The organism is Carnobacterium sp. (assembly GCF_045617425.1).
In the GTDB taxonomy this organism is placed as follows: domain Bacteria; phylum Bacillota; class Bacilli; order Lactobacillales; family Carnobacteriaceae; genus Carnobacterium_B.
In genome coordinates this window covers 104,467-131,247 of the sequence record NZ_JAZLIO010000009.1, presented here as the reverse complement: position 1 = coordinate 131,247, position 26,781 = coordinate 104,467, and the positions used below count along the sequence as shown (strand labels likewise).

Sequence of the window (26,781 nt, the reverse complement as noted above, 5' to 3'; positions counted from 1 at the left end):
GACTGTCTAACCTATACCTTCTTAAGAAAATAATGTGTAACACTACAATGTTAGTTTAGATAAGGCTTATTAGGTAGTATAGAATTAAATAGATTCTTAAATAATAAGGTTTTAAATTTCGTTTAAACCTTACAATCTAATGGTAAAATAAAAAAAAAAATAGTTCGAATTTCTATTGATTAAATATTCAGAATATTCTATACTAATCATTAGTACATCTTATTTTTACTATATTTTAATAAAACAAGCAATAATAAGTCTTTTAAATTAACTAACGCAAGTGCGTAAATTGGGGGAAAAGAATATGAAAAAAAGATTTGTAATGGGGCTTGCGTCTCTTTCATTATTGGCAACAGCGTGTGGTACTGGAAGTGGGAGTAACACAGACGAGATCACAATTGGTTCAATGTTTGAAAAAACGGGAGAAGTATCAGCTTATGGGACGGCTGAAGCAAATGCTGTCAACTTAGCAATTAAAGAGATAAATGAAAATGGTGGCGTATTAGATAAGCAAATTAATTTAATTGAATACGATACAAAATCAGATAATACCGAAGCTGCTAGTATCGCAACAAAATTAGCGACTCAAGATGAAGCAGTTGTGATTGTTGGACCAGCAACCACTGGAGCCGTTAAAGCTTCGACTCCTGCTGTAACAAGAGCAGGTGTTAGTTTAGTTACTCCGTCTGGTACAGATGATAGTTTGACCGTTGACGAGAGTGGTAAAGTTCAACCAAATATTTTCCGTACATCGTTTCAAGATTCTTTTCAAGGAATTGCTTTAGCAGAATTTGCAACAAGTGAACTAGGAGCTGAGAAAGCTGTGGTTATCGGCGATAGCTCAAGCGACTACGCATTGGGTTTAACAAAAGCTTTTGAAGGTGCATTTGAAGGGGAAATCGTAGCAGAAGAAAACTTTACTGCAGATGATACGGATTTTAACGCTATTTTAACTCGTATCAAAGATCTTGATTTTGATTTTATCTACTTGCCTGGTTATTATAACCAAGCTGGTTTAATCATTAAGCAAGCCCGTGAAATGGGAATTACACAGCCTATATTAGGTGCAGATGGATTTGGGAACCAAGCATTACTTGAATTAGCTGGAACAGAGAATGTTGATAATGTTTATTACTCAGCACATTACTCTCCAAATAGTGAAGATGCTCAAGTAAAAGAATTTATTGAAGCTTACCAAGCTGAATACGATGCAGAACCAGATATGTTTGCAGCTCTTGCATATGATACAGCTTACCTTGTAGCTCAATCAATTGAAGAAGCTGGAGAAGCCACTCCAGAAGCAATCACCGCAGCACTTGAAGAGATGAGTGAATTTGATGGCGTTACGGGTACTTTTATATTTGACGAAGACCATAATCCTGTAAAATCAACTTTAGTTATCGAATTACAAGACGGTGTCGAAGTAGGAAATACTGAAGTTACGCCCTAAATATTCAAATTAAAAGGTGCAAAGCGAGTTTTGCTTAGCACCTTTTAATATTTAAAATGAAAAGAGGTGCCATATTATGGAAGCATTTTTACAACAACTGATTAACGGACTTTCTTTGGGAAGTATTTATGCCTTGATTGCATTAGGATATACCATGGTTTATGGCATTATTAAATTAATTAACTTTGCTCATGGAGATATTTATATGGTTGGTGCATTTGTTGGGTATACAGCGATAAACTCGTTTAATCTCAGTTTTTTACCAGCCTTAATCGTATCCATGGTTTTTTGTGCTGTATTAGGCGTTTTAATTGAACGAATTGCTTATAAACCATTGCGCAATGCTACTCGTGTTGCGGCTTTGATCACCGCAATTGGGATGTCTTATTTATTACAAAATGGCATGATTTACTTGGTGGGTTCGGAAACAAGGGCTTTTCCTCAAGTCATTGAAAATAAAGTATATGAATTTGCTGGATTACAAGTTAGTCAGACACAAATTATGATTTTTGCCACAACGATTATTCTAATGTTAGCACTACAGCTCATTGTTCAAAAAACGAAAATGGGAAAAGCTATGCGCGCTGTTAGTACAGATGCAGATGCCGCTCGTTTAATGGGAATCAATGTTGATAATGTAATTTCATTTACTTTTGCACTAGGTTCATCATTAGCTGGAGCAGCCGGAGTTTTAGTGGGTTTGTATTACAATTCAATTGAACCGATGATGGGATATGCACCAGGATTAAAAGCCTTTATTGCAGCTGTATTAGGAGGTATTGGTATCATACCTGGAGCCATGTTCGGTGGATTTACAATTGGAATCATCGAAACATTGGTTAGTGGATATGGTGGCTCAATGATCAAAGATGCTGTAGTCTACTTGATTTTAATTATTATTCTTATCTTTAAACCATCAGGATTACTTGGCAAAAATGTAAAAGAGAAAGTGTAGGTGATAAAAATGAAACAATTTAATAAAAAAAATCTTGGTTGGCTCATTTTTATTGCAGCCATTTATACCCTCATTCAAATTGGGACAACTACGGGAATCATTAACGCTTTTTATGAAATTACCTTGATGACTATTTTAATCAATGTCATTTTAGCAACAGGATTGAACTTGATCATTGGTTTTTCTGGTCAGTTCTCACTGGGTCATGCAGGGTTTATGGCTATTGGAGCTTACTGTACTGGAATCATCAGCATTAAATACCCTACTGTATTTGGTCTTTTTGGTGGAATTCTATTAGGGATTACAGTGGCCAGCATAGTTGCCTTATTAGTGGGGATTCCAACTTTAAGATTAAAAGGGGATTATTTAGCTATCGCTACTCTAGGTGTAGCTGAAATTATCCGAATCGTTATTTTAAATATGGATGAGGTAACAAATGGAGCTGCGGGATTAAGTGGAATTCCCTTTATTGCCACTTGGCAAATCACATTTGCATTCATTGTTATTTCTATGATCATACTAATAAACTATATTAAGAGTAGCCCGGGACGAGCAACGATTTCTATCCGTGAAGATGAAATTGCAGCAGAATCAATGGGGATCAATACAACAAAATATAAAATTATTGCTTTTGTTTTAGGAGCAGCTTCAGCAGCAATAGCAGGTGGATTGCATGCTTCTTATTTCAGTGTTATCCGTCCATCAGATTTTACTTTTATGAAATCTGTTGATATTTTGATTATCGTTGTTTTTGGTGGATTAGGCAGTATGACAGGAAGTGTTGTTGCAGCAATCGTGTTAGGAATACTCAATGTTTATCTGCAGCCGTTTGGACAGTTGAGAATGATCATCTATTCGGTTGCACTAGTGGCTATTATGGTCTTTAAACCCTCTGGATTATTAGGAACAAAAGAATTTACGATTTCAAAATTACTAGACCGCAAGAATAAAAAATCTTCTATGAAAAAAGGGTGAGCAGAATGAGTTTACTAGAAGTAAAACAATTAACCAAAAATTTCGGTGGGCTGTCTGCTGTCTCTATGGTCAATATGGAATTAGAGGACAACGAATTAGTTGGCTTGATCGGTCCAAATGGTGCCGGAAAAACAACGTTATTTAATTTGTTAACAGGGGTTTATGAGCCAACTGAAGGAGCAATTGATTTAGAAGTAGAAGGTAAGAAAACTTCATTGATCAAGCAAAAAACGTATACAATCACATCTATGGGATTAGGCAGAACGTTTCAAAATATTCGATTGTTTAAAGATTTGTCTGTATTAGACAATGTTTTGATTGGTATGCATGAAAAAAATAAAGTAGGAACTCTAGCTAGTATCCTTAGAACGCCTGCCTATTATCAATCAGAAAAAAAATTGCGTGAAGAAGCCCTTGAACTGTTAGCTTTGTTTAATTTAGAAACAAAAACAGAGGAATTGGCAAAAAATTTACCATATGGAGAACAACGAAGATTAGAAATCGTTCGAGCATTAGCTACTAGACCCAAAATTTTATTTTTAGATGAACCAGCTGCTGGAATGAATCCGCAAGAAACGGCTAATTTGACAGCATTGATTCGACAAATACAAAAAGAATTTAAAATTACGATTTTATTAATTGAACACGATATGTCTTTAGTCATGGATGTATGCGAACGTATTTATGTATTGGAATACGGCAGAATGATTGCTCATGGAACACCTGAGGAAATCAAGAACAATGAAGCTGTTATCAAAGCTTATTTAGGTGGTGAATAGACATGTTAAAAGTAAAAGATTTATCCGTTTATTATGGTGTGATTCAAGCCACTAAAGAAATTAATTTTGAAGTCCAAAAAGGAGAAATCGTTTCTTTAATCGGTGCTAATGGTGCTGGGAAATCAACGGTTTTAAAGGCTATTTCTGGTTTGCATCGCCCAAAATCAGGTGAAATTTTCTTCAATGATCGACCGATACAAAAAGAGTCAACGCGTAAAATTGTTCAATTGGGTATTTCTCAAGTTCCAGAAGGAAGACATGTTTTCAAAGGGATGACAGTAATGGAGAACTTAGAGATGGGAGCCTTTCTTAGAAAAGACAAAAGTGAGATTCAAAAAGATTTAAAAATGGTATTTGATCGTTTTCCAGTCTTAGAAGAACGTAAAAAGCAGGATACAGCAACTCTATCTGGTGGAGAACAACAAATGGTTGCCATGGGACGAGCATTGATGTCTAGACCAAAATTATTGTTGTTGGATGAACCTTCAATGGGATTAGCCCCTCTTTTTATTAAAGAAATTTTTAATATTATTCAAATGATCAATAACCAAGGTACAACGGTTTTATTGATTGAACAAAATGCAAAAGTCGCTCTAGAAATTGCTCACCGTGGGTATGTTTTAGAGACAGGTAAAGTAGTACAAACCGGTACAGGTAAAGAGTTGTTAGCGAGTGATGAAGTACAAAAAGCTTATTTGGGAGGTTAAGGAATGGACGTAAAAAGTTATATGACATCAACTGTTGTGACTGTTTCAGAAGAAACAAAAGTCTTAGAAGCGCTTGATATTATGAAGGAAAACGACTTTCATCGTTTGCCCGTAGTAAAAAATGGACGAATGGTTGGTTTGGTTACACAAGAAATCATTCAAGAAAACTCTCCTTCTACAGCGACAAGTTTGAGCATTCATGAAATGAATTATTTACTGACTAAAACTAAAGTTGGCGATATCATGCAGAAAAGGGTTCTTACTGTTCAGGAAGATGATTTATTAGAAGAAGCTGCAGCTCGTATGCGTGACCAAGAAGTAGGTGTGTTACCGGTAGTAGAAGAGGAAAATAAAATTGTAGGTATTATTACGGATAAAGATATCTTTAGTGCTTTTATTGACATTATGGGGTACAACAATAAAGGAAGTCGGATAGTTATTGATATTCCTGAAGACCATCCAGGAATTCTTGAGGACATCACAAATATTTTAGCGGAAGCTCAAATAAGTATCAATCAGATTGCTGTTTACCGAAAAGATTATTTTACACAAGTAATCATTCAAATGGACAGTCCGGACATAAACGCGATAAAAGAAATTATAACTACAAGTGGATATACCGTTAGTTCAGCAGTTTATAAAGAAGGAAAAATAAATAACAATAATTAAAGACCCATTGCACCTCAAAATGAATTTTATTTTGAAGTGTAATGATTTTTTAGCACTCTATTTTTAATAGTGGTGATTAATGTTTATCTTCTAAATAATCACAAGTTATTAAAAAAAAAATTAAAAAAGTGACGGAAATTTGACTAACCAAATTCAAATTGGAATAGGTCGGAAAATGCTTACAAAATAGCGCTTATAATCGAATTGATTTAAAGTTTGTTTATAAAAAAAACCATTTTACCGGTTATTTCTTCGATTTATTAAGAAAGTAATAAAGTTTGTTTGGACAACTTTAAAAGAGTTTGCTATCCTAAAGGTACTTAGTAATCACACAAAGCAAATGAACCTGACAATTTTTTGAACAGCAATTATTTCGTTTATTTCATAAAATTGCTTTGGAGGGGTAATGCTTGCACATAATTTGTTGGGAATGATTTGGGATAATTTCCTGAATCATTTTTTTTATTTCATTATTTAGGTCTAAAGCCTTAGATATTTCTTAAGAAGATTTAGGTATACTGGCTATAAGAATAAAGTCAATAACTACAAACAAGCAAAAAAATGTGATGGAGGGTTTTAAAATGAAACAGGTTAAAAAAATTGGACTAACAGCTTTAGCATCAATGAGTTTATTGGGCGCATCTTTACTTGTTATGCCGCAATCTGCTAGTGCAACGACAAATGGGATCGATACAACAGTAGTAGATGAAAAATGGGGTAAACCGACTTTTATTTATGGTGGTGGATTATCTGAAAGCCAAATAACAGAAACAGAAAACCTTTTAGAAATTGAAAATCCAGAAAACGTAGCTGTTGGAAGTGTGACAGGTCAAGACTTGATCAATTATTTAGGTGATGGTTCAGGAAATACATCTAGTATGATTTCATCCGTATTGGTACAGAAGCAAGATGCTGGTGAGGGTGTAGATGTCGAAATCGTAACTCCAGAAAACATTAGCCAAATCACACAAGATCAATATGCAAATGCTGCTATTACTGCAGGAGTAAACGACGTGAAAATCGAAGTAGCAAGTGTCAGCAAAGTTACGGGAGAAAGTGCCTTAACAGGTATTTACAAAGCTTTTGACGTTAACGGAGAAGAATTAGATCAAGAACGTATGGAAGTAGCGCAAGATGAATTAGAAACAACAAATGATATTGCACAAGAAAATGCTGATAATGAAGAATTTGATACTGCTAAATTTGATCAAGCTATTATTGATATCAAACAAAGTTTAGCAGAATTAAAAGAGCAGCAAGGTGAACTAGCTACGAAGGAAGATGTTGAACGCATCATTAATGAAGCGTTAGAAAAGAACAATTTACAAGATGCAGTTACACAAGATCAAATCGACCAATTGATGGCTTTATTTGAAAAATATCAACAAACAAGTGCCATTGATTCTGCAGAAGTAAAAGAACAATTAAAAAACTTATCTAATACAGTTCAAGATAAATTTGGCGATGCTTTGAAACAAGCTGAAGATAGCGGTTTAGTGGACAAAGTTGGCAATTTCTTTAGTCAAATATGGAATGCTATTGTAGGGTTATTTAATTAAGATGCAGGATCGCTAAGAAGAAAACATTCGCTGAAAAATAAATATTTGTTCGACAAATTAAAAACCTTATTGCGTTTATGTAGACGCAATAAGGTTTTTTTAATTAATTTAGAGTAAATTTCCGTTTGAGTAGATGCAACAAAGGTTAGTTCGATCAACTCAGAGTCGATTTCCATTTGAGTAGACAGAATAAAGCTTGAATTTGCAAAATTGCTTATTTATATAAAAGAGAGAAGTAAGAAAAATTATTCGAAATCGTAGTGAAGTCCCCAGTCTTTTCTTAATGTATCCATAATTTCCATTACATCATGTGTAAGAGCAAGTGATGGATTTGGACCATCTGACAGAATCATGTTGGTAATATCAGCTATTTCATAATTCATAGCTTGCTTCGTATCTCCAGCTTCAATGGTTTCCACTGAACCATCCGGCATAGTTAATGTGGCTTTATCTGCTCGTGGAAAATCAGTGACGGTGATAAAACCATTTTCAAAAGCTACAATTCCTGTTTTTGGCATTTTAGCCCTAAAGGTAAGTGAAATAGAAGCCAGTTCATCTTGATCATTTTTTAATAAAATACCCGACTGCTCATCTACCCCTGTTTCATAAAAATTCATGGTTGTATGAATTTCTTTAGGTTGACTTGTTAAGAAAAAGCGGGCAAATGATAAGGCATAAATTCCAATATCTAATAAAGCTCCACCAGCAAGATCTTTATTAAAAAAACGATTGGTTGGATCTTCTTCTTTTAAACTTCCAAATGAAACTTGAATCATCTTTAATCTTCCAAGAGATCCGTTTTGAGCGATTTCTTTTAGTTTATGGTAAAGGGGCATATGGTAAATGACCATTGCTTCTGCTAAAACTAATTTTTTTTCTTCAGCTAATGTCATAGCTTGAGTTAGTTGATCATTATTCATGGTAATGGCTTTTTCTGACAAGACATGTTTGCCGTGTTCTAAACTTTTTAAAATCAATTCAGCATGATGACTATGTGGTGTAGCAATGTAAACCACATCAATAGATGGATCTTCTAGTAGTGCATCATATGAACCATATGATTTTTCAATCGCATGTTTTTGGGCAAATTCAGCTGCTTTTTCATCATTTCGTGAACCAGCACCATAAAGTACAGCATTCTCAACATCGAACGTTTCAGCAAATTCAGTTGCAATTTGACCTAAACCTAAAATTCCCCAATTTACTTTTTTCATAGAAAGCCTCCTAAAAATTTAATTAAACAGTAGTAACTCTATTCTACCATTGAAAAACACTGGATTGAAAGAGTAAAGTAACCCAAACTATTTTTTATAAAAAAACCTATAGAATTAAGGTATTCAAATTTGAAAGTTAACGCAATAGGTGTAAAATAAAGATAGCACTTATTTGATAGATTTATTAACTGAAAGGGGAATGATCAAGATGCATGAAGCGTTAGTAGAAATTGTTTTAAGAGCAATAAAGGAGCAGTTTGTTAGCGAAAAAGCTTTTTACACCTCGCAATTAGGCATTTCACCACAAAGTTGGGACCGATGGAAGAAAGGCAACCAAGGGTTAAAACCCGAAAATATGAATAAAATTTCGCGATTATTTACAGATTATGAATGGATGCTGGTTCAAAAAGTTTGTCGAAATGCTACATTTTTCCAAGAAGTCAAAGCCAATCCAGTTAATGAATATCTAGCGATTAAATTTCATGTCGCACAAAAGTGGGTAAACAGCGGTATTGCTGATCTTGAATTTAAAAAAGAAACAGAAGAACAACTGACTGAATACCATCGAAAGCAGAATACGACTATTCTTAGAATTGAAGTAGAGTACGATTTTTGGAGTTACAAAGACATCATCGAATTACGTTTACCTGGAGTTATCCAACAACAAATAAAAACTGATAAACCAAATTTATTAGAATGGTTCAATCAAAATATTCAGGATACGGAGCTCAACTAAAAAAAGATGCTTAGTGACCTGAAAGAGACTCAAATATAACAAGTATATGACACAACAAAATAATAACCCACTACATTAGACTTATTGTAGTGGGTTATTATTTACATCTAGCTTATGCGCTGATATGCTCTTTTTTTGGAGCGCTTTCTTTTGACCACAGCAATGAAATGCTTTATTCTTAAGCTGTTAAATAGATAAAGAAGGAAGGGCTTCGCATGCTAATTGATTCTTATCCGTATTTGTTATTTAATGGTAATGCAGAAGAGGCGTTGAACTTTTATGCAACTGTTTTTAAAGCAGAGATTTTAGATATGAGCAAATTCAAAGATATGCCATCACACCCAGATAACCCTGTACTGCCTGACGAAATTCAAAATAAAGTGATGAATGCAACCTTGCAGCTTACAAATGGAAGCTATTTGATGTTTTCTGATAATCCATTTGAAGGTGAAGCCGGTTATAAACAAGGTAACAACGTATCTGTTACTTTAGTTTATGAAACAGCAGAGGAAACTCGCGAGGTCTTTGACCAATTGAAAGTAGATGGGAAAATAGGGATGCCGCTCGAGGAAACATTTTGGAGCCCTTTATACGGAGATGTTGTTGATCGGTTTGGAGTTGAATGGCAGATTTCGACCTTTGTGCCTAGCATGATGGATAAAGTTGAATAAACAGATTGAAAAAGAAATGTTATGGAAAAAATCCTAGTAAATGAAAGCTGATAGAAGATAATTAAAAGAAGAGGTTGGGATTTTTATCCAACCTCTTCTTTTAATTAAATCATAATTTTTAAATCATTGGGTTTTAAAAGTTTTGATTTGATAAGAAATGGTTTAATTAGCAGAGTTAAAATAGCCGGTAAAACAACAACTACGAATAGATAATAAAAAGTAGCAGTCATTCCTTGAGAAGAAGCGATACCAAAAACAGCTACTAGTGCGCATAATCCCATCCCAGCAATTTCAGCAGAAGCTTCCAGACCAAAAATTAGAACCCCCAGTGGAGCTAAAAACGTTCCAAGAATTAAGGGGAATAATGCCACTTTGGGGTGTTTAAGAATATTCCCTGTTTGAAGTTTTGGTGTAATGATTAGTTGAGCTAGAAATGTACCGGCGTCATTATCTTTCAAGCTAAGAAAAGCAAAGACTGTGAATTGCACACTACACCCAATTAAAGCAGCTGCGCCAGCAGAACCATCTAGCTGCAAAGCGAGGGCAATGGCTGCAGATGAAGCAGGAGATAAAATAAGTAAGCCGAAAATCAGTCCTAGAACCATTGAAGATAAAAGAGGAAAGCCAGCTACAGAAGAAGTAATCAACAAAGAGACGTTATTTAGTGTATAGGCGATTGGGGCAGACAAAAAATAACCCACTATCCCACTGATCAAGATGCTTGTAAAAGGCACTAGTATCATATTAAATCGCGTTTTGTTAAATAAAAAGGTACCCACTGCAATGGCGATACCAATTGCAACCAAAGCGCCGACAGGTTCACCACTTTTTAAAGAAAGTACGCCATCAGAAAATGTATAGGCACGTCCGCCAATAACGCCGGCTGCTGTTGCACTCAATAAAGTTAAGATATCGGTCTTTAAATAATAACTAATGCCAATACCTAGACCAGGAATCAATAAAGTCTTTGTAACCGCACCAATCGTAATGAGTGTGGAAAAGCCCAACAATTCTCCAATACTTTGAATCAACAGTCCAATACCTAACGTTACCACTACAGCAGCAGCAATACCTTGTGAAGCTTTGTAAAGGTGATCTGCTAATGTTTCATTTTTCATTCATAATCCTCCATAAAAAGATTTACTGTTAAAATTAATCGGTATTAATGTTATTATAAAGGAGTAAAATCAAAAGTACATTAACTTTACATCATAGTGTGTTTTTGATGTATCACATTAAGTAAAAGTAGATTGGAGTCTTTAAAAAATGAAGAAAAATTTAGCACTACTACTGATAGCAACAGGTATATTAGGAGGGTGTGAACAATTCAACCAAGAAGCATCCGTACAATCTAGTAAATCTGCAGAAACGAGTTCTTCAACTGTTTCTTTAACACCAGAAGAAGAACAAAAATTAGCAGAAGAAGCAGAACATCAAGCCATGCTAGATGCTTTACCAGATGTTTCAACAGAAGATTGGAATCTAGAATTAGTCAATAACTGGAAAAAAATTGATGAATCGATTGAAAGACCTTTAAGCGCTTTGCCAAATGGTTTACTGGTAGACCAACGAATTATTGAAGAGTATATTGCGATGACCGAGGCTGGAAAAGAAGCAGGTTACGAAATCATAGCTGTTTCCACATTCCGTTCCGTTGATTTGCAGACAACCAATTACAATAATAGAATTCAAGAGTATCTAGATCAAGGACACTCAAAAGAAGAAGCAGTCAAGTTAACGGAAGACTATATTGCTATACCTGGTGGCAGTGAGCATCATACAGGTCTTGCAATTGATGTAATGGATACTGAATGGGCGAATTCTGGAAAAGGATTGATTCCTGAATTTGATACTCAAGAATCTCAAAAGTGGCTAGTTGAACACGCAGCTGATTATGGATTTGTTCTTCGATTCCCTAAAGGTAAGGAAGAACAAACAGGAATTGAATATGAATCATGGCATTTTCGTTATGTTGGCAAAGATAATGCTGCCTACATGAAGAACTATGATTTATCTTTAGAAGAGTATATCGCCTTATTAAACGAAGCTGGTAAGTAATTTCATTTCATGAATTTTTTTAATGAGAGGAAGAAAGATGTGCCCCTTAAAAAACAAAAAAAGAAAATCTACAAAACAACTAAACGTAAGAATAACAAAAAAATCGTTCCTAGCTATATCATGATGACTCTTTTTGTTTTTGTATTTATCTTCCTTGGTACACTTTATTTCTTAAGTCAAGAGGTCTCAGAAGTGCACATACCGCAAGAGGAGACTTTAAATGAAGAACAATTTATTGTTCAAATTGCAGATTATTCTAAAGTGCTGCAAGAAAAGTATGGAGTATTGCCGAGTATCAGTATTGCACAAGCGATACTTGAATCAGATTGGGGTAATAGTGAGCTTTCAGTTAAAAATAATAATTATTATGGAATCAAAGGCAGTAATTCAGAGCCAACAGCAACAATGACGACTAAAGAATATGTTGACGGCGAGTGGATTGAAATTAAAGCTGATTTCAGGAAGTACGCAACTTGGCAAGAGTCTATGGAAGATCATTCTGAATTGTTTATTAAAGGAACAACATGGAATGAAAATCAATATGAGAAAGTCTTAACAGCAACGGATTATAAAAAAGCTGCTTATGCTTTACAAGAAAGCGGCTATGCTACAGATCCCGATTATCCAGAAAAATTGATTCGACTGATTGAACAATACAACTTAAATCAGTATGATTAAATAAGAAGACTTGGCTCATTCTTTAAAATGAACCAAGTCTTCCTACTTATAAAGAAAGAAATCGCTTCATAAATTTTCAGAATGATAGCAATTAGAGTAAAGATTCGTTAAAATAAATAGTATGAATCTAACCAATGAGGTGAAAAAATGGAAGAAAAAAAAGGGTCTCCAAGCATTACAACTGATTTAAGAAAACATTATGTTACGGTTCCAGAAATTATTGATACAGCTAGCGGTATTATTATAAACGGAAAAAGATTCCGTTCATTAATATTTACAACTGATATTGCAATAATTATGAACAATGATGCAGATGCGGTTATTGCAGTATATCCATTTTCACCTCATCCAGCGATTATTCAAGGGATTACAAATGTAGCAAGTATGCCTGTTTTAGCTGGCGTAGGTGGGGGTATTACAAATGGGCACCGCTCGGCAAATATTGCCTTATTTGCTGAAGCACATGGCTGTATTGGAGTCGTGCTAAATTCTCCGACTCCCACAGAAACATATCAAGAAATAGACCAAGTAGTGGATATTCCAATTATTTCAACCATTGTTTCTGAATTTTCGGATATTCAAGCAAAACTGGATGCTGGAGTAGATATTCTTAATGTCAGTGGAGCAGCACGTACAACGCATATTGTACGTGAAATACGTAAAAAATTCCCAAAAGTACCGATTATTGCAACAGGTGGACCGACAGATGAAAGTATAAAAGCAACCATAGCTGCTGGCGCAAATGCGATTACATATACACCGCCAAGCAATGGAGAATTATTTAGTGAATTAATGAAGAAATACCGAGGTCAAGAAGAAATGAATTATGAGCAACGCCAAGAATTAGAAGAGACAGAATAAATAAAAGGTTGGTGTAGGAATGAAAAATCGAAACAACACAAAAGGCAAGAAACTTCCAATATGGGCAATAGTGAGTATCGGAGTTGTTTTTCTTGCAGTAATTGGTGGAGGAATCATAGGGTATACAGCATGGGCTGAAGCACGAAATGAAAAGGCTGCTCAAAAAACAGCAGATACTTTTATTGCTGCTTTAGAAAAACAAGATTATGCAGCTATGGGCGAAGTAGTTTCAGAAGAATCTCTGAAAGCAATTGATTACACAAAAGATACTATGACGGAGCGTTATGAAACAGTATATGGAGGTATAGGAGCAGCAAAGTTAACAGTGTCTGATTTGAAACTTGCGCAAGATGAAGAAAGCAATCAATATACTATATCTTATACAGTAGGCATGGAAACTGCTTTAGGTTCATTAGATGAAAAGCTCTATGAAACGACCTTATCCCAAATTGATAATGAGTATCAAGTAGATTGGAATACACATCTTATTTTCCCTGATATGGAACCAGCAGACAAAATCTCTATTATCACAACTGTCGGCGAAAGAGGAGATCTTTTAGATAAAGATGGATCTCCATTAGCAACAGAAGGTACTTCTTGGCAAGCTGGGATGCAGCCTTCCGCTTTAGGAGAAGAAGATCAGAGAACAACAAACTTAGAAAAAATTGCAGAAACATATGATGTCACATTAGAAGAATTGGAAAATCTTTTAAAACAAGGATGGGTAACACCTGATAGTTTTGTTCCATTTAAAACTATGGCTAAGGATGCAGAATTGCCTCAAGTTGCTGGAGTAGTGTATCAAGAAATTACTGCCCGTACTTATCCTTTAAATGAAGCAGCAGCTCACTTAATTGGATATGTTGGAGAAGTTTCTGCAGAAGATATTGAAAAAGATCCCACTCTAAGAACTGGAGACAGTATTGGAAAAGCTGGTTTAGAAGCTGCCTACGATGAACGGTTAAGAGGACAAAAGGGTGGACGCATAGAGATTCAAACAAGTGACGGCGAATTGAAAACGGTATTACAAGAAACAGAAGTCCAAAATGGGGAAGACATTACACTGACCATTGATGCTGAAATGCAGCAAGCCGCTTACGATCAATTAACAGGAGAGAGTGGCTCATCTGTTTTCATGAATCCAACAGATGGCAGTTTGTTAGTATTAGTTAGCACACCATCTTATGATGCAAACTTAATGTCAAGTGGCATTAGTTCAGAGGATTATCAAGCGTATACTGATGATCCAATGAGTCCGTTTCTCGCGCGTTACGCAGCTGGTTATGCACCAGGATCAACGTTTAAAGTGGTCACGGCAGGAACAGGCTTAGATGCAGGAACGATCGTTCCAGAAGAAACGCAGGAAATCGACGGATTATCTTGGCAAAAAGATGCTTCTTGGGGCGACTATAAAATAACTCGTGTTAAGGATACGCCAAGTGTGAATTTAGCAGATGCATTTGCGTATTCAGATAATATTTATTTTGCACGAGAAGCATTGAAAATGGGTAGGGAAGTCTATGAAGCAGGCTTAGCCAATTATATTTTTGGCGAAGATTTGAAATTACCAATTGCAATGAATCCAGCACAAATATCTAATAGTGGCACACTGGATTCAGAAGGGCTCTTGGCAGATACCTCATTTGGTCAAGGTGAATTGTTGCTTAATCTTATTCAACAAGCAGTAACCTATACTCCTTTTGCGAATAATGGAAATCTTGTTTACCCTAAATTGACGGCTGATCAAGAAACAGCAGAAGCCAAACAAGCTGTTACATCAGAATCAGCAGCGATTATTAAAGAAGATTTAGTTCAAACAGTACAAAAAGAATACGGATCCTCTCATAAACTAGCTGTTATTGGCCAAAAAATTGCAGCTAAAACAGGTACAGCAGAAACAAGAGAAGCTGAAACAGAAGGCGAAGATGCAGAAACAAATGGATTCTTATTAGCCTTTGATGCTGAAAATAGTAGTTACTTGATGATATCTATAATTGAAGGGGAATCAAGTGGAACTGTAATCGATGCGATGCTTCCAATGCTTGAAAAAATGGATACTTACTAGTAAAAGACTAGTAGTTGAAATTAGTTGGAAAAAGTGGTATATTATTTTTACTTTGTTAAAAAACAGAAAAATTTGAAGGAGACAATGATAAATGAATTCAGACCCCGATAGTCAGTCGTTGATAGGACAGATATTAATTATCGTTATATTGACAGCAATTAATGCATTTTTTGCATCAGCAGAAATGGCATTCGTTTCGATAGATCAAGGAAAAATAAGAGAAAAGGCAGCTAAAGGTGATAAGAAGTCTTTGAATATCTTGAAGCTGTTAAGCAACTCAGATAACTTCTTAGCTACTATACAAGTAGCCATAACTTTAGCAGGATTCTTTTCAAGTGCATCCGCAGCAACCAGTTTTGCAACGCGCCTCGAACCCTATTTATCAACTATTCCAGGTGGGGCACAAATAGCAACATTTGTCGTGACGATCGTGCTATCTTATATAACCCTTGTATTTGGGGAATTATATCCAAAGCAAGTAGCTCTACAAAAAGCTGAAGAGGTTGCTCGTGTTACTTCTGGTACGATTCTAGTCGTACAAACATTCGCTAAACCGTTTGTTCGATTACTTTCTTTTTCAACAAATATTTTAAAGAAATTAACACCAATAGATTTTACAGAAGAAAAAGAAAAATTAACGCGTGATGAATTTCGTGCTTACCTAGAAAATAGCCAAATAGCTGGAGCAATTGATCCAGATGAATTCACTATGTTAAAAGGAATCTTATCCATGGATACTAAAATGGCTAGAGAAATCATGGTTCCGCGTACAGATACATTTATGATTGATTATAGAGATGGAAGTGAAGTAAACATTCCTCAACTGTTAGATATTCCTTATTCTCGTGTACCTGTTTATATAGAAGACAAGGACAGTATTATTGGGATTATCCATGTGAAGAATTTGTTGAAAGCTTCTCGAACAACTAAAATCGATGATATTGATCTAAAAGATATTTTAAATCCAGCGTTATTTGTTCCAGAAACCATTCACATTGATGATTTACTTTATGAGTTAAGACGGACGCGTAATCAACTTGCGGTATTAAATGATGAATACGGCGGAGTTGTTGGTATCGTGACCTTAGAAGATTTACTTGAAGAAATAGTAGGGGATATCGATGATGAATACGATGAAACGTATAATATGATTGAACAAGTATCCGAAAGTATCTATTTAGTAGATGGTTCTACTCAGTTATCCAAATTTAATGAGTTCTTTGGAACAGAAATAGAATCAAATGATGTGGATTCTATTGCCGGCTATTTCATTACCCAATACGGAAATATTCCTCAACCAGATGATAATGCCAATGTGGAGTATGAAAATTACTTGTTAAAAGCCAATAAAGTAGAAGGTTCACGATTAGTGAGTCTTTATGTAGAACGATTAAACACCGTTGATGATGAAGAAGATGAATTACAAGAAGATTAAACTTAACCTCCAGAAGAGATAAACTTCCGGAGGTTTTTTTGTTCCAGAAAGGTTATCTAATTTGTATCTACTAGATGAAATAGCTAAGAATAACGAGTAGAGGTGTTCTAGTTAATATTAGGTGTTAGAAATGGTCTACAAGTGTCAAGTAGAGCAGTCTAGGTAACATTTTTCTCCAAGATTAGCACAAATAAACTTAATTTAAATTACACAAAAAGTACATTATCTAAATGACAATGTACTCGTTATGTTGTAAATTTTTTTTCTATTCTTCGCTAATGGAAGAGTCAATTGAAGGGATTTCCTCTGCTGGTGTGTTTGACTCAATTATTTCTGGAACAGAAGAAGGGTCTTCCGGTATTTCTGAATCAAGTTCTGGTGTTTCTACAGGTTCTGCATCTGATTCCTGAATAGAATCTGGTTCATTTGTCTCAGGTTCTGGATTTTTAACAGGTTGTTTAGGAGTAGTTGGTTTAGAATAACTATCTTTTGATGAAGAGCTTGAGCTTTTAGGTTTAGAGTAAGTATCATTAGAATATGTAGGGGTGTAGCTACTTGATTCAGTTGGTTCAATACTTTCATACTCAACACTGGAATCTTCGTCTTCTTCAACTTCTTCTGGTTCACTTTCAGCAGTCTCGTCCAGTCCTTCAATGGCCGGCTGATGATCGCTTAAGTAAAATAGTTTTGATTCTTTTCGAGAAACATTATTTTTATCTTCAGATACAATAGAGCTGACTTCAGATTCTACAATAGCAGACTCAACTTCTTCTGCAGTAGATGATGTCGTTTCAGTATTCGCCAAACTTTTTGACCATGGTTTTTCTTGGTTTGTTCCAATAACGAGTACTACTATTAGAATGACAAATAAAATGCCTAGATACCAATACTGTTTAATAAGTTCTAGTAAACTTTTATTACCCATGCAAAACTCCTTTCTTAAATCGTTTTAGTTTAATAGTATAACAATCTCTTTATAAATTCTAGCTTAATTTATGAGTATTCAATAAAAATGACTATTAAATAACAGATTTTACAAAGACAGGAAGGTAAGATTGTTCGTGTTTTTTATGCTGTATAACAGTTATGATTTAAAAATGATTGACCTTTTACTTGAAAAAGCGTATATTCAAAGTGAATGGATGACTATTTCGAGTCTTTTTCAACGCTTATGAACCCATAAGCAACGAGAAAGCTTTTTTTATTCTGCCCTAAAACTATTTATGAAAAGAAAGGCTGGGTCTCATGAAAGAACTAGAAGAACGTATTTTAAGAGATGGTAATGTTTTAGGAGGAGAAGTTTTAAAAGTAGATAATTTTTTAAACCATCAAATTGATCCTAAACTTATGCAATCTATAGGAAATGAATTTGCTAAACATTATGCGAATAAGGGGATTACAAGAATAGTAACGATTGAATCCTCAGGTATTGCACCCGCTGTGTTCGCAGGGTTAGCTTTAGGAGTTCCGGTAGTGTTTGCACGTAAGCAAAAAAGTTTAACTTTAACAGATGATTTGTACTCTACAGATGTGTATTCGTTTACTAAAAAATCAACGAGCACGATTGTTATTTCTAAAAAATTTCTAGAAAAGACAGATCGAATATTATTAATTGATGATTTTTTAGCTAATGGACAAGCAGCTAAAGGATTAATAAAAATATGTCAAGAAGCACAAGCAACGGTTGTTGGTGTTGGTATCGTCATTGAAAAATCCTTTCAGGTTGGTCGCCAATTGCTCGAAGAAGAAAATTATGAGGTTTATTCGTTAGCCCGTATTCGTGCTTTCGAAGAAGGACAAGTAAAATTTGTAGAGGAATAAATTGTATGCGTGAATAATGAATAAGGAGGAGCTGAACTAAAAGCTAAAAGATAGCTTTTAGTTCAGCTCCTTTGTTTAAGGTCTTGATTTATAGTTATTTTCCTTGCTATTTAAAGAAATTTTGATAACCTTATAGAAGAATAAAATGTTTACCAATCAGTCAGGAGAGAAAAAAATGGAAATAGATTTATCTTTTTTACTATTAATATTTGTCATTAACGTTGTTTACATCTCTTTGAACACGATCCGTTTTATGTTGACCATGAAAAGCTATCGCTTAGCAGCCTCACTCGTTTCAATGGTTGAGGTGACCATTTATGTTGTCGGTTTAGGGTTAGTGTTGGATAGTTTAGATAACTACCTTAATTTGGCTGTTTATGCTTTAGGATACGGAGTTGGTATTGCTCTTGGAATTAAGATTGAGGAATTTTTAGCTCTTGGCTATATTATGGTTACTGCAATTGTTCCAGATTTGGAAACCAAAATGCCTGAAGAATTACGTAATTTAGGATACGGAGTGACAACAAGTCTTGCATTTGGCCGTGAAGGTGATCGAATGGTTTTAGAAATTTTGACTCCTAGAAAAACGGAACGCAAACTGTATAAACAAATTAGCGAAATTGAACCTAAAACGTTTATTATCTCTTATGAACCTAAGTATATCAATGGTGGATTTTGGACTAAAAAAGTAAAAAAACGCCGTAAAGAAATTAGAAACGAAGAGAATAAATAGAAGTAAAAAGCTGTATTAAATTGTTTGTTGAACAGAGAACCAATTTTTAAAAGGTTGTCAATGACAGATGCCAAAATAACTGATAAACTAGAAATGAGAAGATGAAAAGTAATATAAATTGTTTTAGAAGGTAGTGATAGTTTTGTCTAATCTAATTAGTCCAGGGAAAATGATTGGAATCATTGGTGGCGGAGAAATAGCACGCATGCTGGCTTTATCTGCTAAAAAAATGGGCTATCGGATAGGTGTATTGGATCCTGGAAAAGGTTGTCCAGCAGCTCAGGTTGCAGATTGGCAAATAATTGCTCCATTTGATAATCAAGAGGCGTTGATGGATTTTGCAATGAAATGTGATGTTGTCACATATGAGTGTGATAATATTGAGGCACATTCAATAATAAAAATGAAAAAAGCAGTATCTGTTCCACAAGGTGCTGATTTACTATCCATTACTCAAGATCGATTATTAGAAAAAGCATATCTAGAAGCCAGTAATATCAATTTGGCTCCATATGCCACGATTGTTACAGTAGAGGATATTAAAGAAGCTATAGACGGGATTGGATTTCCTTGTGTGTTGAAGACCATCAGTGAACGACATAATGTAAAAGATCGTTTTGTTCTTCAAAGTGAAGAAGATATTTCAAAAGCAGCTTATTTATTGAAAATGGGTACGTGTGTAATGGAGGCTTGGATACCATTTGAGCGGGAATTATCTGTCATGGTTGCACGGAACCAAGCTAATGAAGTAGTTGTTTTTCCAGTATCAGAAAATATCCATTGGAATTCAATTTTACAGGAATGTATAGTTCCAGCTCGAGTTGATCAGTATGTTGAAGAAGAAATAAAACGCATTGCTAGGGCTGTTGCTGAAAAATTTGAGCTGATAGGAGTGTTAGGAATTGAACTGTTTATCACTTCCAGTGGTACACTTTATGTAAATGAAGTGATTCCAAGACCTCATCACTCAGGAAATTACAGTATTGAAGCCTGTTCTATGTCTCAATATGATGCGCATATTCGTGCAATTTGTGGATGGCCTTTACCGGAAGTTGAACTGATTACTCCAACAGTCATGGTGACTATTTTAAGTGAGCATGAAGCAGCAGCAAATGTTCAAATCCAATTAAAACCGGATTGGAACTTTTATTATTATGGCAAAGAAAACCCAGAAAAAGGTCAAAAGATAGGTCATATTACAGTAGCAACAAAAGATATCGAAAAAACACTGTCCACAATTGCGGATACAGGAATCTGGAAATAGGGAGTTAAGATAATTATGATAGAGCGTTACACAAGACCTGAAATGGCGGCCATTTGGTCCGATGAAAATCGTTACAATACTTGGTTAGAAGTCGAAATATTGGCTGCTGAAGCTTGGGTTGAATTAGGAGAGATCCCTAAAGAAGATGTGGAAAAGATTCGTGCAAATGCTTCGTTTGAAGTTGAGCGTATTTTAGAAATCGAAAAAGAAACCAGACATGACGTGGTGGCTTTTACACGCGCAGTATCTGAATCATTAGGAGAAGAACGCAAATGGGTCCATTATGGTTTAACAAGTACCGATGTTGTTGATACTGCTTATGGGTACCAATTGAAACAAGTCAATGATGTATTACGTCAAGATTTACAAAAGTTTTTAGAAATTATTGGTGAAAAAGCTAAAGAACATAAATATACAGTTATGATGGGCCGTACTCATGGTGTGCATGCTGAACCGACTACTTTTGGGTTGAAATTAGCTCTTTGGTATTCAGAAATGAAACGTAACATTGAGCGTTTTGAACATGCAGCAAAAGGCGTTGAAGCCGGAAAAATAAGCGGAGCAGTTGGAACATTTGCTAATGTCCCGACTTTTGTGGAAAAGTATGTCTGTGAAAAGCTAGGTACAAGGGCACAAGAGATCTCAACTCAAGTTCTGCCACGTGATTTACATGCTGAATACGTAGCTACAATGTCTTTAATTGCTACAAGTGTTGAAAAATTTTCAACAGAAATCCGTGGATTGCAAAAATCTGAAACGCGCGAAGTTGAAGAGTTTTTTGCAAAAGGCCAAAAAGGATCATCAGCTATGCCTCATAAGCGCAATCCTATTGGTTCTGAAAATGTAACGGGATTAGCACGTGTCATTAGAGGACATATGGTAACAGCCTATGAAAATGTTACTCTATGGCATGAACGTGATATCTCTCATTCATCTGCTGAACGTATCATTCTTCCAGATTCAACTATCTTATTAAATTACATGTTAAATCGTTTTGGAACAATTGTTGAAAAATTAACGGTTTTTCCAGATAATATGAAACGCAATATGGATGCAACATTTGGATTGATTTACAGCCAACGTGTATTGCTTAAATTGATTGATAATGGCATGAGTCGTGAAGCTGCTTATGATTTGATCCAACCGAAAACAGCTATCGCTTGGGACGAACAAGTATTATTCCGTCCATTACTTGAAGAAGACGAAAAAATCATGTCTGTATTGACGACTGAAGACCTAGATGATGCTTTTGACTACAACTATCATTTAAGAAACGTAGATGAAATTTTCCAAAGAGTTGGTTTAGGTGAATAACTCTGCATGTAAAAATAAGCGTAATATGACTACTAACTAAAGTATAAAAGCATAGGAATTTTTATTTTTCCTATGTTTTTTTATCATCATTTTTTAAGATAAATGGCGACATGAAAACGGATAAAAAAAGACTTAGGAGGGTGGGAAATGGGAATAGAAAAGGCAAAAGTTGTGGTAGCAATGCTGCTATTTGGATCAATTGGGTTGATGGTCAAGAATATTAATCTGACTTCAAGTGAAATTGCTCTTTATCGTGGGGTATTAGGTAGTTTATTCTTGTTGACTTTTATGCTCTTTAAAAGAAAAAAAGTTTCGTATGGGTCGTTAAAAAGGAATGCAGTTGTATTGTTTTTTTCTGGAACAGCTATTGGTTTAAACTGGATTTTATTATTTGAGGCTTATAACTACACAACAATTGCCAATGCTACGTTGAGCTATTATTTTGCTCCGGTAATCGTGATGGTTGTTTCTCCTTTTTTACTGAAAGAAAAATTGATGTTAAATAAAGCAGGGAGCATTTTGGTGGCTATGATCGGCATGTTTTTAGTCGTAGGGACAGGCAATCAATCAAGTATCGGTCACATACATTCGATTGGGATCATTTATGGATTAGGTGCAGCTGTTTTATATGCAAGTGTGATGATGTTAAATAAATTTATAAAAGATTTAACTAGTCTAGAGAGCACAATGATTCAGCTAATGGTTGCTTCTGTGATACTTGCTCCTTATGTCCTATTTACACAGGGTTTCGATGTAGCTGGGATAACGATTACGTCAGTTCCTTATCTTATCGTTTTAGGAATCATACATACTGGATTAGCTTATGTATTGTATTTTTCTGCGATGCAAAAATTAAAGAGCCAAACAATTGCTTTGTTGAGTTATATTGACCCAGTTGCTGCAGTAGTGATGTCAGCACTATTCTTGGGAGAAGCAATGAGTGTTATTCAAATTATCGGTGGCGCGTTGATATTAAGTTCAACATTCATCGGAGGACTAAAATGGCCTAAAAAGATTCCTATAACACTAGAGGAGAAAATAAAATAAAAAGACAAAAGAGAATTTGTCTTTTATGTGGTCTTCAATAATTGAAGGTCCGCTTTAAAAAGCGGACCTCAGGATGGGGGATCTTTACAATTATCAAAAAAAGTAAAGAAAATAGTTTCTGCTTGGTACAAATACATTATATCGTCTTTGTATAAATTCTATGTAAATATTTGGTAGTGGTTAAGTAAATTTTATCTTAAACACTCAGAATAGATTGAATACATAAAGGTATAGAAGAATACTTGAAGTTAGATAAGATAAATCTTATAATTGGTACAGGAGTAAAATTTACAAAAAGACTAATTTTTCTGTGTAGACAAAAAAATGACAATAAAAAAATAGGCAGGTGAGTAAGATGTCTAAACCAAAAAAATTAGTAGAGGCAGCTTACCAATATAGTAAGGAGCAAATATTAACCAAGCAATGGTTACCTCAAACACACATAACAGAAAATGGATTATCTAAAAAATTAGGCATTAGTCGGACTCCGATTCGACAAGCTTTTCTGAAGTTAGAAGAAGAAGGGTACATAGTTATTGAACAAAATAAAGGTATACGAATTCGTGAAAATCAGATTTCGTTGCAAGGATTTCATGAACGATTAGAGTTTATGGAACTCCTATCAATTGATTATCTGCATTTTTTACAAATTAAAGAAATTCAATTTAATACAGATGCTCTTGAAACGATAATGGAACAATTAAAAAGAGTAACGCATGTAAAAGAAATTGAAGTCTTTTCAGATATCGAATTTGACTATTGGACCAGTTTTTATCATTATGCTAAAAATACTTATACAACGTCTCTATTTTTAGATACATTTAGGAGTATCAACGGACAAGCAGATCAAGAGATTCAAGGTTTTCTGCAGATAAGCCAACCAACGAGAATAAAACATTTTAATCAGATCTTGATTTTTTTGAAACAGAATGATTACGCTTTAGCAAGAAAAGAAGTACGGATCTTGATCAATCAGCTGAGTCTAATTGCGATACAGGGGATCTAGGAACTACTGCAATTAAAAAAAAGGTTAAAAGAAAAAAGATTCTTTTTCTAGGAGTCTTTTTTCTTTTTTACTTTCTTCATTTGAAACTGTTCATTTACTACTCGGAGAGGCTTTATTTGTGGTAAAATTATTCTTGAGAAATTATGCAAAACTTTAAAAGTTTTTGCTAGACTGGTGAAGTCCAAATCCTATTTTTTTATTTGAAATAGGATGTTATAAGAAGAGAGGATGTAAATAAATTGGTATTACGAGATGACTTATTAAATGGAATGAATCCCAAGCAAAAAGATGCAGTTGTATGCACAAAAGGACCTCTTTTAATTATGGCTGGAGCAGGAAGCGGAAAAACACGTGTCTTAACACACCGTATTGCCTATTTGATTGAAGAAAAGAATGTTAACCCATGGAATATTTTAGCTATTACATTTACAAATAAAGCAGCTAAGGAAATGAAAGAACGAGTAGCACGCCTCTTAAAAGAAGGCGGAAACGATGTCTGGGTCTCAACTTTTCACTCGATGTGTGTCCGTATTTTACGTCGTGATATTGATCGTATCGGCTATACGCGTGCATTTACAATCAGTGATCCAGGTGAACAACAAACCTTAATGAAACGGATTTTAAAAGAACGGAATATTGATCCTAAAAAATACAACCCTAGAGCAATCTTAGGTGAAATCAGTAATGCTAAGAATGAGTTACAGACACCCGAAGACTACCGTAAAACGGCAGCAAGCTTTTTTGAGAAGATTGTCGCGGATTGTTACGATGATTACCAAAGAGAACTACGCCGCAACCAATCAGTGGATTTTGATGACTTGATCATGTTGACTATCCGCCTATTCAAAGAAAGCTCTGAAACATTAGAGCACTATCAAAATAAATTTCACTACATTCATGTGGATGAGTACCAAGATACAAATGAAGCACAGTATACTTTAGTAAATATGTTGGCAGATCGATTTAAAAACTTATGTGTTGTTGGAGATGCTGACCAAAGTATCTATGGATGGCGTGGAGCAAATATGGAAAATATCTTGAACTTTGAAAAAGATTATCCAGACGCAAATACTGTTTTACTAGAACAAAATTACCGCTCAACTAAATTGATTTTACAAGCGGCCAATGACGTGATCGGAAATAATTCAAAACGTAAAGTTAAAAAACTGTGGACGGATAACCACGATGGCGAAAAAATTACGTATTACCGTGGGCAATCTGAAGGGGACGAATCACGTTACGTTATTTCTAAGATACAAGAAGAAATGAAAGAAAACAATTACAATTATGGTGATTTTGCAGTTCTTTACCGCACCAATGCTCAATCGCGTGTCATTGAGGATAGCTTGTTAAAATCAAATATTCCTTATAAAATGGTCGGAGGACACAAGTTCTACGATCGTAAAGAAATCAAAGACGTTCTGGCTTATCTTCGATTGATTGCCAATCCCGATGATAATATGAGCTTTGAGCGGATCGTTAATGTACCTAAGCGAGGTATTGGTCCAGGGACAATAGAAAAGTTGAGAGTTTCTTCCAATCAATACGACTGGTCTCTTTTGGAAACTGCTTTAAATGTTTCTATTACACCGATAACTGGAAAAGCGGCTAGTGAGCTTGAAGGATTTGGCTTCATGATGAAAGATTTGCGCCAAATGCAAGAATATGTACCTGTTACGGAGTTAGTGGAAGAAGTATTAAAACGCAGTGGCTACCAAAAGGCACTAGAATTAGAACGGACACTAGAATCTGAAACGCGTTTAGAAAATATTCAAGAGTTTTTGACCGTAACTCAACAATTTGAAAAAGAAAATACGGAAGATAAAACATTGTTGACGTTCTTAACGGATTTGGCATTGGTTTCTGATTTAGATAATTTGGAAGAAGAACCTCAAAGCGAAGTAACCTTAATGACGCTTCATGCAGCAAAAGGATTAGAATTTCCGATTGTTTTCTTGATTGGTCTGGAAGAAGGTATTTTCCCCTTATCACGTTCGATGATGGAAGAAGACCAACTAGAAGAAGAACGTCGTCTGGCTTATGTTGGGATAACACGTGCAGAGAAAAAACTATACATTACAAATGCTTATTCAAGGGTTTTATATGGCCGTACACAAAGTAATTCGGCTTCTCGCTTTATCAATGAAATTACGGATGAAGTCTTAGAACTAGGAAATCAACAAAATCTAAATACATCATTTAGCCGTTCGACAACCAGTTCTATGCAACGCAATCAAGCAACTCGAGCTACTAGCCAAGTTTACAAAGCTCCAGTAGCTAGCAAAACATCAAGTGGAGCTGATAAATTAGCATGGAATGTTGGAGATAAAGCTGTTCATAAAAAATGGGGTGTTGGTACAGTAGTAAAAGTTACCGGTGCAGCCAATGATCTTCAACTTGATATAGCTTTTAAAGAACAAGGCATCAAACGCCTATTAGCAGCTTTCGCCCCAATCGAAAAACAGGATGCGTAGAGATCCTGAAAGACACACAGTAAAAACAGGGAATCACAGAGAAGATGTTTCATCTTCGGAGAGATTCATCTTTTTTTACACAGTGTCTGGGGCTCGTAGCTCAACTACAAGGTGCGGAAAACGACGCTTAGGTTCGAAAGAAAAACAAAGAATTTCGTAGAGGATGTCTCATCCTCGCAGAGATTCTGTTTTTTCCGAGAGGCTGTCGTTTGTAGCCCAATTAAAACAGGATGCGGAACTTCCCGGTTAGACATGCAGCGATTTTAAAGAATTGAGAGCAAGAGCATCCCGCGCATTGCGTCAATTTTTA

Annotated in this window: 24 protein-coding genes; 21 read left to right on the top strand and 3 right to left on the bottom strand. The window is 35.2% G+C overall.

The window, feature by feature from the left end:
• Positions 1 to 304 precede the first annotated feature (304 nt).
• The 7 genes from ACKI3H_RS03915 (at position 305) to ACKI3H_RS03885 (ending at position 7,094) form a co-directional block, all read left to right on the top strand.
• Positions 305 to 1,450, top strand: a complete 1,146-nt coding sequence (locus ACKI3H_RS03915) for an ABC transporter substrate-binding protein (protein ID WP_407370974.1) — start codon at positions 305 to 307, stop codon at positions 1,448 to 1,450.
• A 76-nt stretch (positions 1,451 to 1,526) separates the two neighbouring features.
• Positions 1,527 to 2,405, top strand: coding sequence for a branched-chain amino acid ABC transporter permease (locus tag ACKI3H_RS03910; protein ID WP_350450480.1), 879 nt, complete (start codon positions 1,527 to 1,529; stop codon positions 2,403 to 2,405).
• 9 nt (positions 2,406 to 2,414) lie between these two features.
• The gene (locus tag ACKI3H_RS03905; RefSeq protein WP_407370973.1) at positions 2,415 to 3,380 is read left to right on the top strand and encodes a branched-chain amino acid ABC transporter permease; all 966 of its coding nucleotides are present in this window, start codon (positions 2,415 to 2,417) and stop codon (positions 3,378 to 3,380) included.
• A 5-nt stretch (positions 3,381 to 3,385) separates the two neighbouring features.
• Positions 3,386 to 4,159 (top strand): ABC transporter ATP-binding protein, encoded by a 774-nt coding sequence (locus ACKI3H_RS03900; RefSeq protein ID WP_407370972.1) that lies wholly within the window; start codon positions 3,386 to 3,388, stop codon positions 4,157 to 4,159.
• On the top strand, positions 4,156 to 4,866 hold the full coding sequence (locus ACKI3H_RS03895) for an ABC transporter ATP-binding protein (RefSeq protein ID WP_407371374.1): 711 nt from the start codon (positions 4,156 to 4,158) through the stop codon (positions 4,864 to 4,866). The genes ACKI3H_RS03900 and ACKI3H_RS03895 overlap by 4 nt, the downstream gene beginning before the upstream one ends.
• 3 nt (positions 4,867 to 4,869) lie before the next feature.
• Positions 4,870 to 5,535: a CBS and ACT domain-containing protein gene (locus ACKI3H_RS03890; RefSeq protein ID WP_407370971.1), complete on the top strand. Its 666-nt coding sequence runs from the start codon at positions 4,870 to 4,872 to the stop codon at positions 5,533 to 5,535.
• 581 nt (positions 5,536 to 6,116) lie between these two features.
• Complete coding sequence (locus tag ACKI3H_RS03885; protein WP_407370970.1) at positions 6,117 to 7,094, top strand: DUF1002 domain-containing protein; 978 nt, start codon at positions 6,117 to 6,119, stop codon at positions 7,092 to 7,094.
• A gap of 245 nt (positions 7,095 to 7,339) precedes the next feature.
• Here the strand turns inward: ACKI3H_RS03885 and ACKI3H_RS03880 are convergent, their stop codons facing one another.
• Entirely contained in the window at positions 7,340 to 8,308 is a 969-nt protein-coding gene (locus tag ACKI3H_RS03880) for a Gfo/Idh/MocA family protein (protein WP_407370969.1), read from the bottom strand.
• Positions 8,309 to 8,516: 208 nt separating this feature from the next.
• Here ACKI3H_RS03880 and ACKI3H_RS03875 point away from each other — a divergent pair, with 208 nt between their 5' ends.
• Positions 8,517 to 9,044: a hypothetical protein gene (locus ACKI3H_RS03875; protein WP_407370968.1), complete on the top strand. Its 528-nt coding sequence runs from the start codon at positions 8,517 to 8,519 to the stop codon at positions 9,042 to 9,044.
• Between the two features lie 215 nt (positions 9,045 to 9,259).
• A complete protein-coding gene (locus ACKI3H_RS03870) occupies positions 9,260 to 9,715 on the top strand; it encodes a VOC family protein (RefSeq protein WP_407370967.1) in 456 nt (151 codons plus the stop codon).
• Positions 9,716 to 9,819: 104 nt separating this feature from the next.
• Here ACKI3H_RS03870 and ACKI3H_RS03865 read toward each other — a convergent pair whose 3' ends face one another.
• Positions 9,820 to 10,833 carry a PTS sugar transporter subunit IIC gene (locus tag ACKI3H_RS03865; RefSeq protein WP_407370966.1) on the bottom strand — a complete coding sequence of 338 codons (1,014 nt, stop codon included), beginning with the start codon at positions 10,831 to 10,833 and terminating at the stop codon, positions 9,820 to 9,822.
• A 148-nt stretch (positions 10,834 to 10,981) separates the two neighbouring features.
• On the opposite strand from ACKI3H_RS03865, the gene ACKI3H_RS03860 reads away from it, so the two are divergent.
• The 5 genes from ACKI3H_RS03860 to ACKI3H_RS03840 all read left to right on the top strand — a co-directional run bounded on the left by ACKI3H_RS03860 (position 10,982) and on the right by ACKI3H_RS03840 (position 16,812).
• Entirely contained in the window at positions 10,982 to 11,773 is a 792-nt protein-coding gene (locus ACKI3H_RS03860) for a M15 family metallopeptidase (RefSeq protein ID WP_407370965.1), read from the top strand.
• Between the two features lie 39 nt (positions 11,774 to 11,812).
• Positions 11,813 to 12,451 carry a glycoside hydrolase family 73 protein gene (locus ACKI3H_RS03855; RefSeq protein ID WP_407370964.1) on the top strand — a complete coding sequence of 213 codons (639 nt, stop codon included), beginning with the start codon at positions 11,813 to 11,815 and terminating at the stop codon, positions 12,449 to 12,451.
• 147 nt (positions 12,452 to 12,598) lie between these two features.
• On the top strand, positions 12,599 to 13,312 hold the full coding sequence (locus tag ACKI3H_RS03850; RefSeq protein ID WP_407370963.1) for a hydrolase: 714 nt from the start codon (positions 12,599 to 12,601) through the stop codon (positions 13,310 to 13,312).
• Between the two features lie 19 nt (positions 13,313 to 13,331).
• Positions 13,332 to 15,377: a penicillin-binding transpeptidase domain-containing protein gene (locus ACKI3H_RS03845; RefSeq protein ID WP_407370962.1), complete on the top strand. Its 2,046-nt coding sequence runs from the start codon at positions 13,332 to 13,334 to the stop codon at positions 15,375 to 15,377.
• A gap of 91 nt (positions 15,378 to 15,468) precedes the next feature.
• On the top strand, positions 15,469 to 16,812 hold the full coding sequence (locus ACKI3H_RS03840) for a hemolysin family protein (RefSeq protein WP_407370961.1): 1,344 nt from the start codon (positions 15,469 to 15,471) through the stop codon (positions 16,810 to 16,812).
• Between the two features lie 265 nt (positions 16,813 to 17,077).
• On the opposite strand, the gene ACKI3H_RS03835 is transcribed toward ACKI3H_RS03840, so the two are convergent.
• Positions 17,078 to 17,737: a hypothetical protein gene (locus ACKI3H_RS03835; RefSeq protein WP_407370960.1), complete on the bottom strand. Its 660-nt coding sequence runs from the start codon at positions 17,735 to 17,737 to the stop codon at positions 17,078 to 17,080.
• Between the two features lie 320 nt (positions 17,738 to 18,057).
• Here ACKI3H_RS03835 and ACKI3H_RS03830 point away from each other — a divergent pair, with 320 nt between their 5' ends.
• The 7 genes from ACKI3H_RS03830 (at position 18,058) to pcrA (ending at position 26,471) form a co-directional block, all read left to right on the top strand.
• Positions 18,058 to 18,633 carry a xanthine phosphoribosyltransferase gene (locus tag ACKI3H_RS03830; RefSeq protein WP_089975816.1) on the top strand — a complete coding sequence of 192 codons (576 nt, stop codon included), beginning with the start codon at positions 18,058 to 18,060 and terminating at the stop codon, positions 18,631 to 18,633.
• A gap of 175 nt (positions 18,634 to 18,808) precedes the next feature.
• Positions 18,809 to 19,366: a DUF2179 domain-containing protein gene (locus tag ACKI3H_RS03825; RefSeq protein WP_407370959.1), complete on the top strand. Its 558-nt coding sequence runs from the start codon at positions 18,809 to 18,811 to the stop codon at positions 19,364 to 19,366.
• Positions 19,367 to 19,499: 133 nt separating this feature from the next.
• The gene (purK, locus tag ACKI3H_RS03820) at positions 19,500 to 20,630 is read left to right on the top strand and encodes a 5-(carboxyamino)imidazole ribonucleotide synthase (RefSeq protein ID WP_407370958.1); all 1,131 of its coding nucleotides are present in this window, start codon (positions 19,500 to 19,502) and stop codon (positions 20,628 to 20,630) included.
• Between the two features lie 15 nt (positions 20,631 to 20,645).
• Positions 20,646 to 21,944: an adenylosuccinate lyase gene (gene purB / locus ACKI3H_RS03815; protein ID WP_407370957.1), complete on the top strand. Its 1,299-nt coding sequence runs from the start codon at positions 20,646 to 20,648 to the stop codon at positions 21,942 to 21,944.
• Positions 21,945 to 22,091: 147 nt separating this feature from the next.
• Positions 22,092 to 22,991 carry a DMT family transporter gene (locus tag ACKI3H_RS03810; protein ID WP_407370956.1) on the top strand — a complete coding sequence of 300 codons (900 nt, stop codon included), beginning with the start codon at positions 22,092 to 22,094 and terminating at the stop codon, positions 22,989 to 22,991.
• 355 nt (positions 22,992 to 23,346) lie between these two features.
• Positions 23,347 to 23,997: a GntR family transcriptional regulator gene (locus tag ACKI3H_RS03805; RefSeq protein ID WP_407370955.1), complete on the top strand. Its 651-nt coding sequence runs from the start codon at positions 23,347 to 23,349 to the stop codon at positions 23,995 to 23,997.
• A gap of 239 nt (positions 23,998 to 24,236) precedes the next feature.
• Positions 24,237 to 26,471: a DNA helicase PcrA gene (gene pcrA / locus ACKI3H_RS03800; protein ID WP_407370954.1), complete on the top strand. Its 2,235-nt coding sequence runs from the start codon at positions 24,237 to 24,239 to the stop codon at positions 26,469 to 26,471.
• Positions 26,472 to 26,781 lie beyond the last annotated feature (310 nt).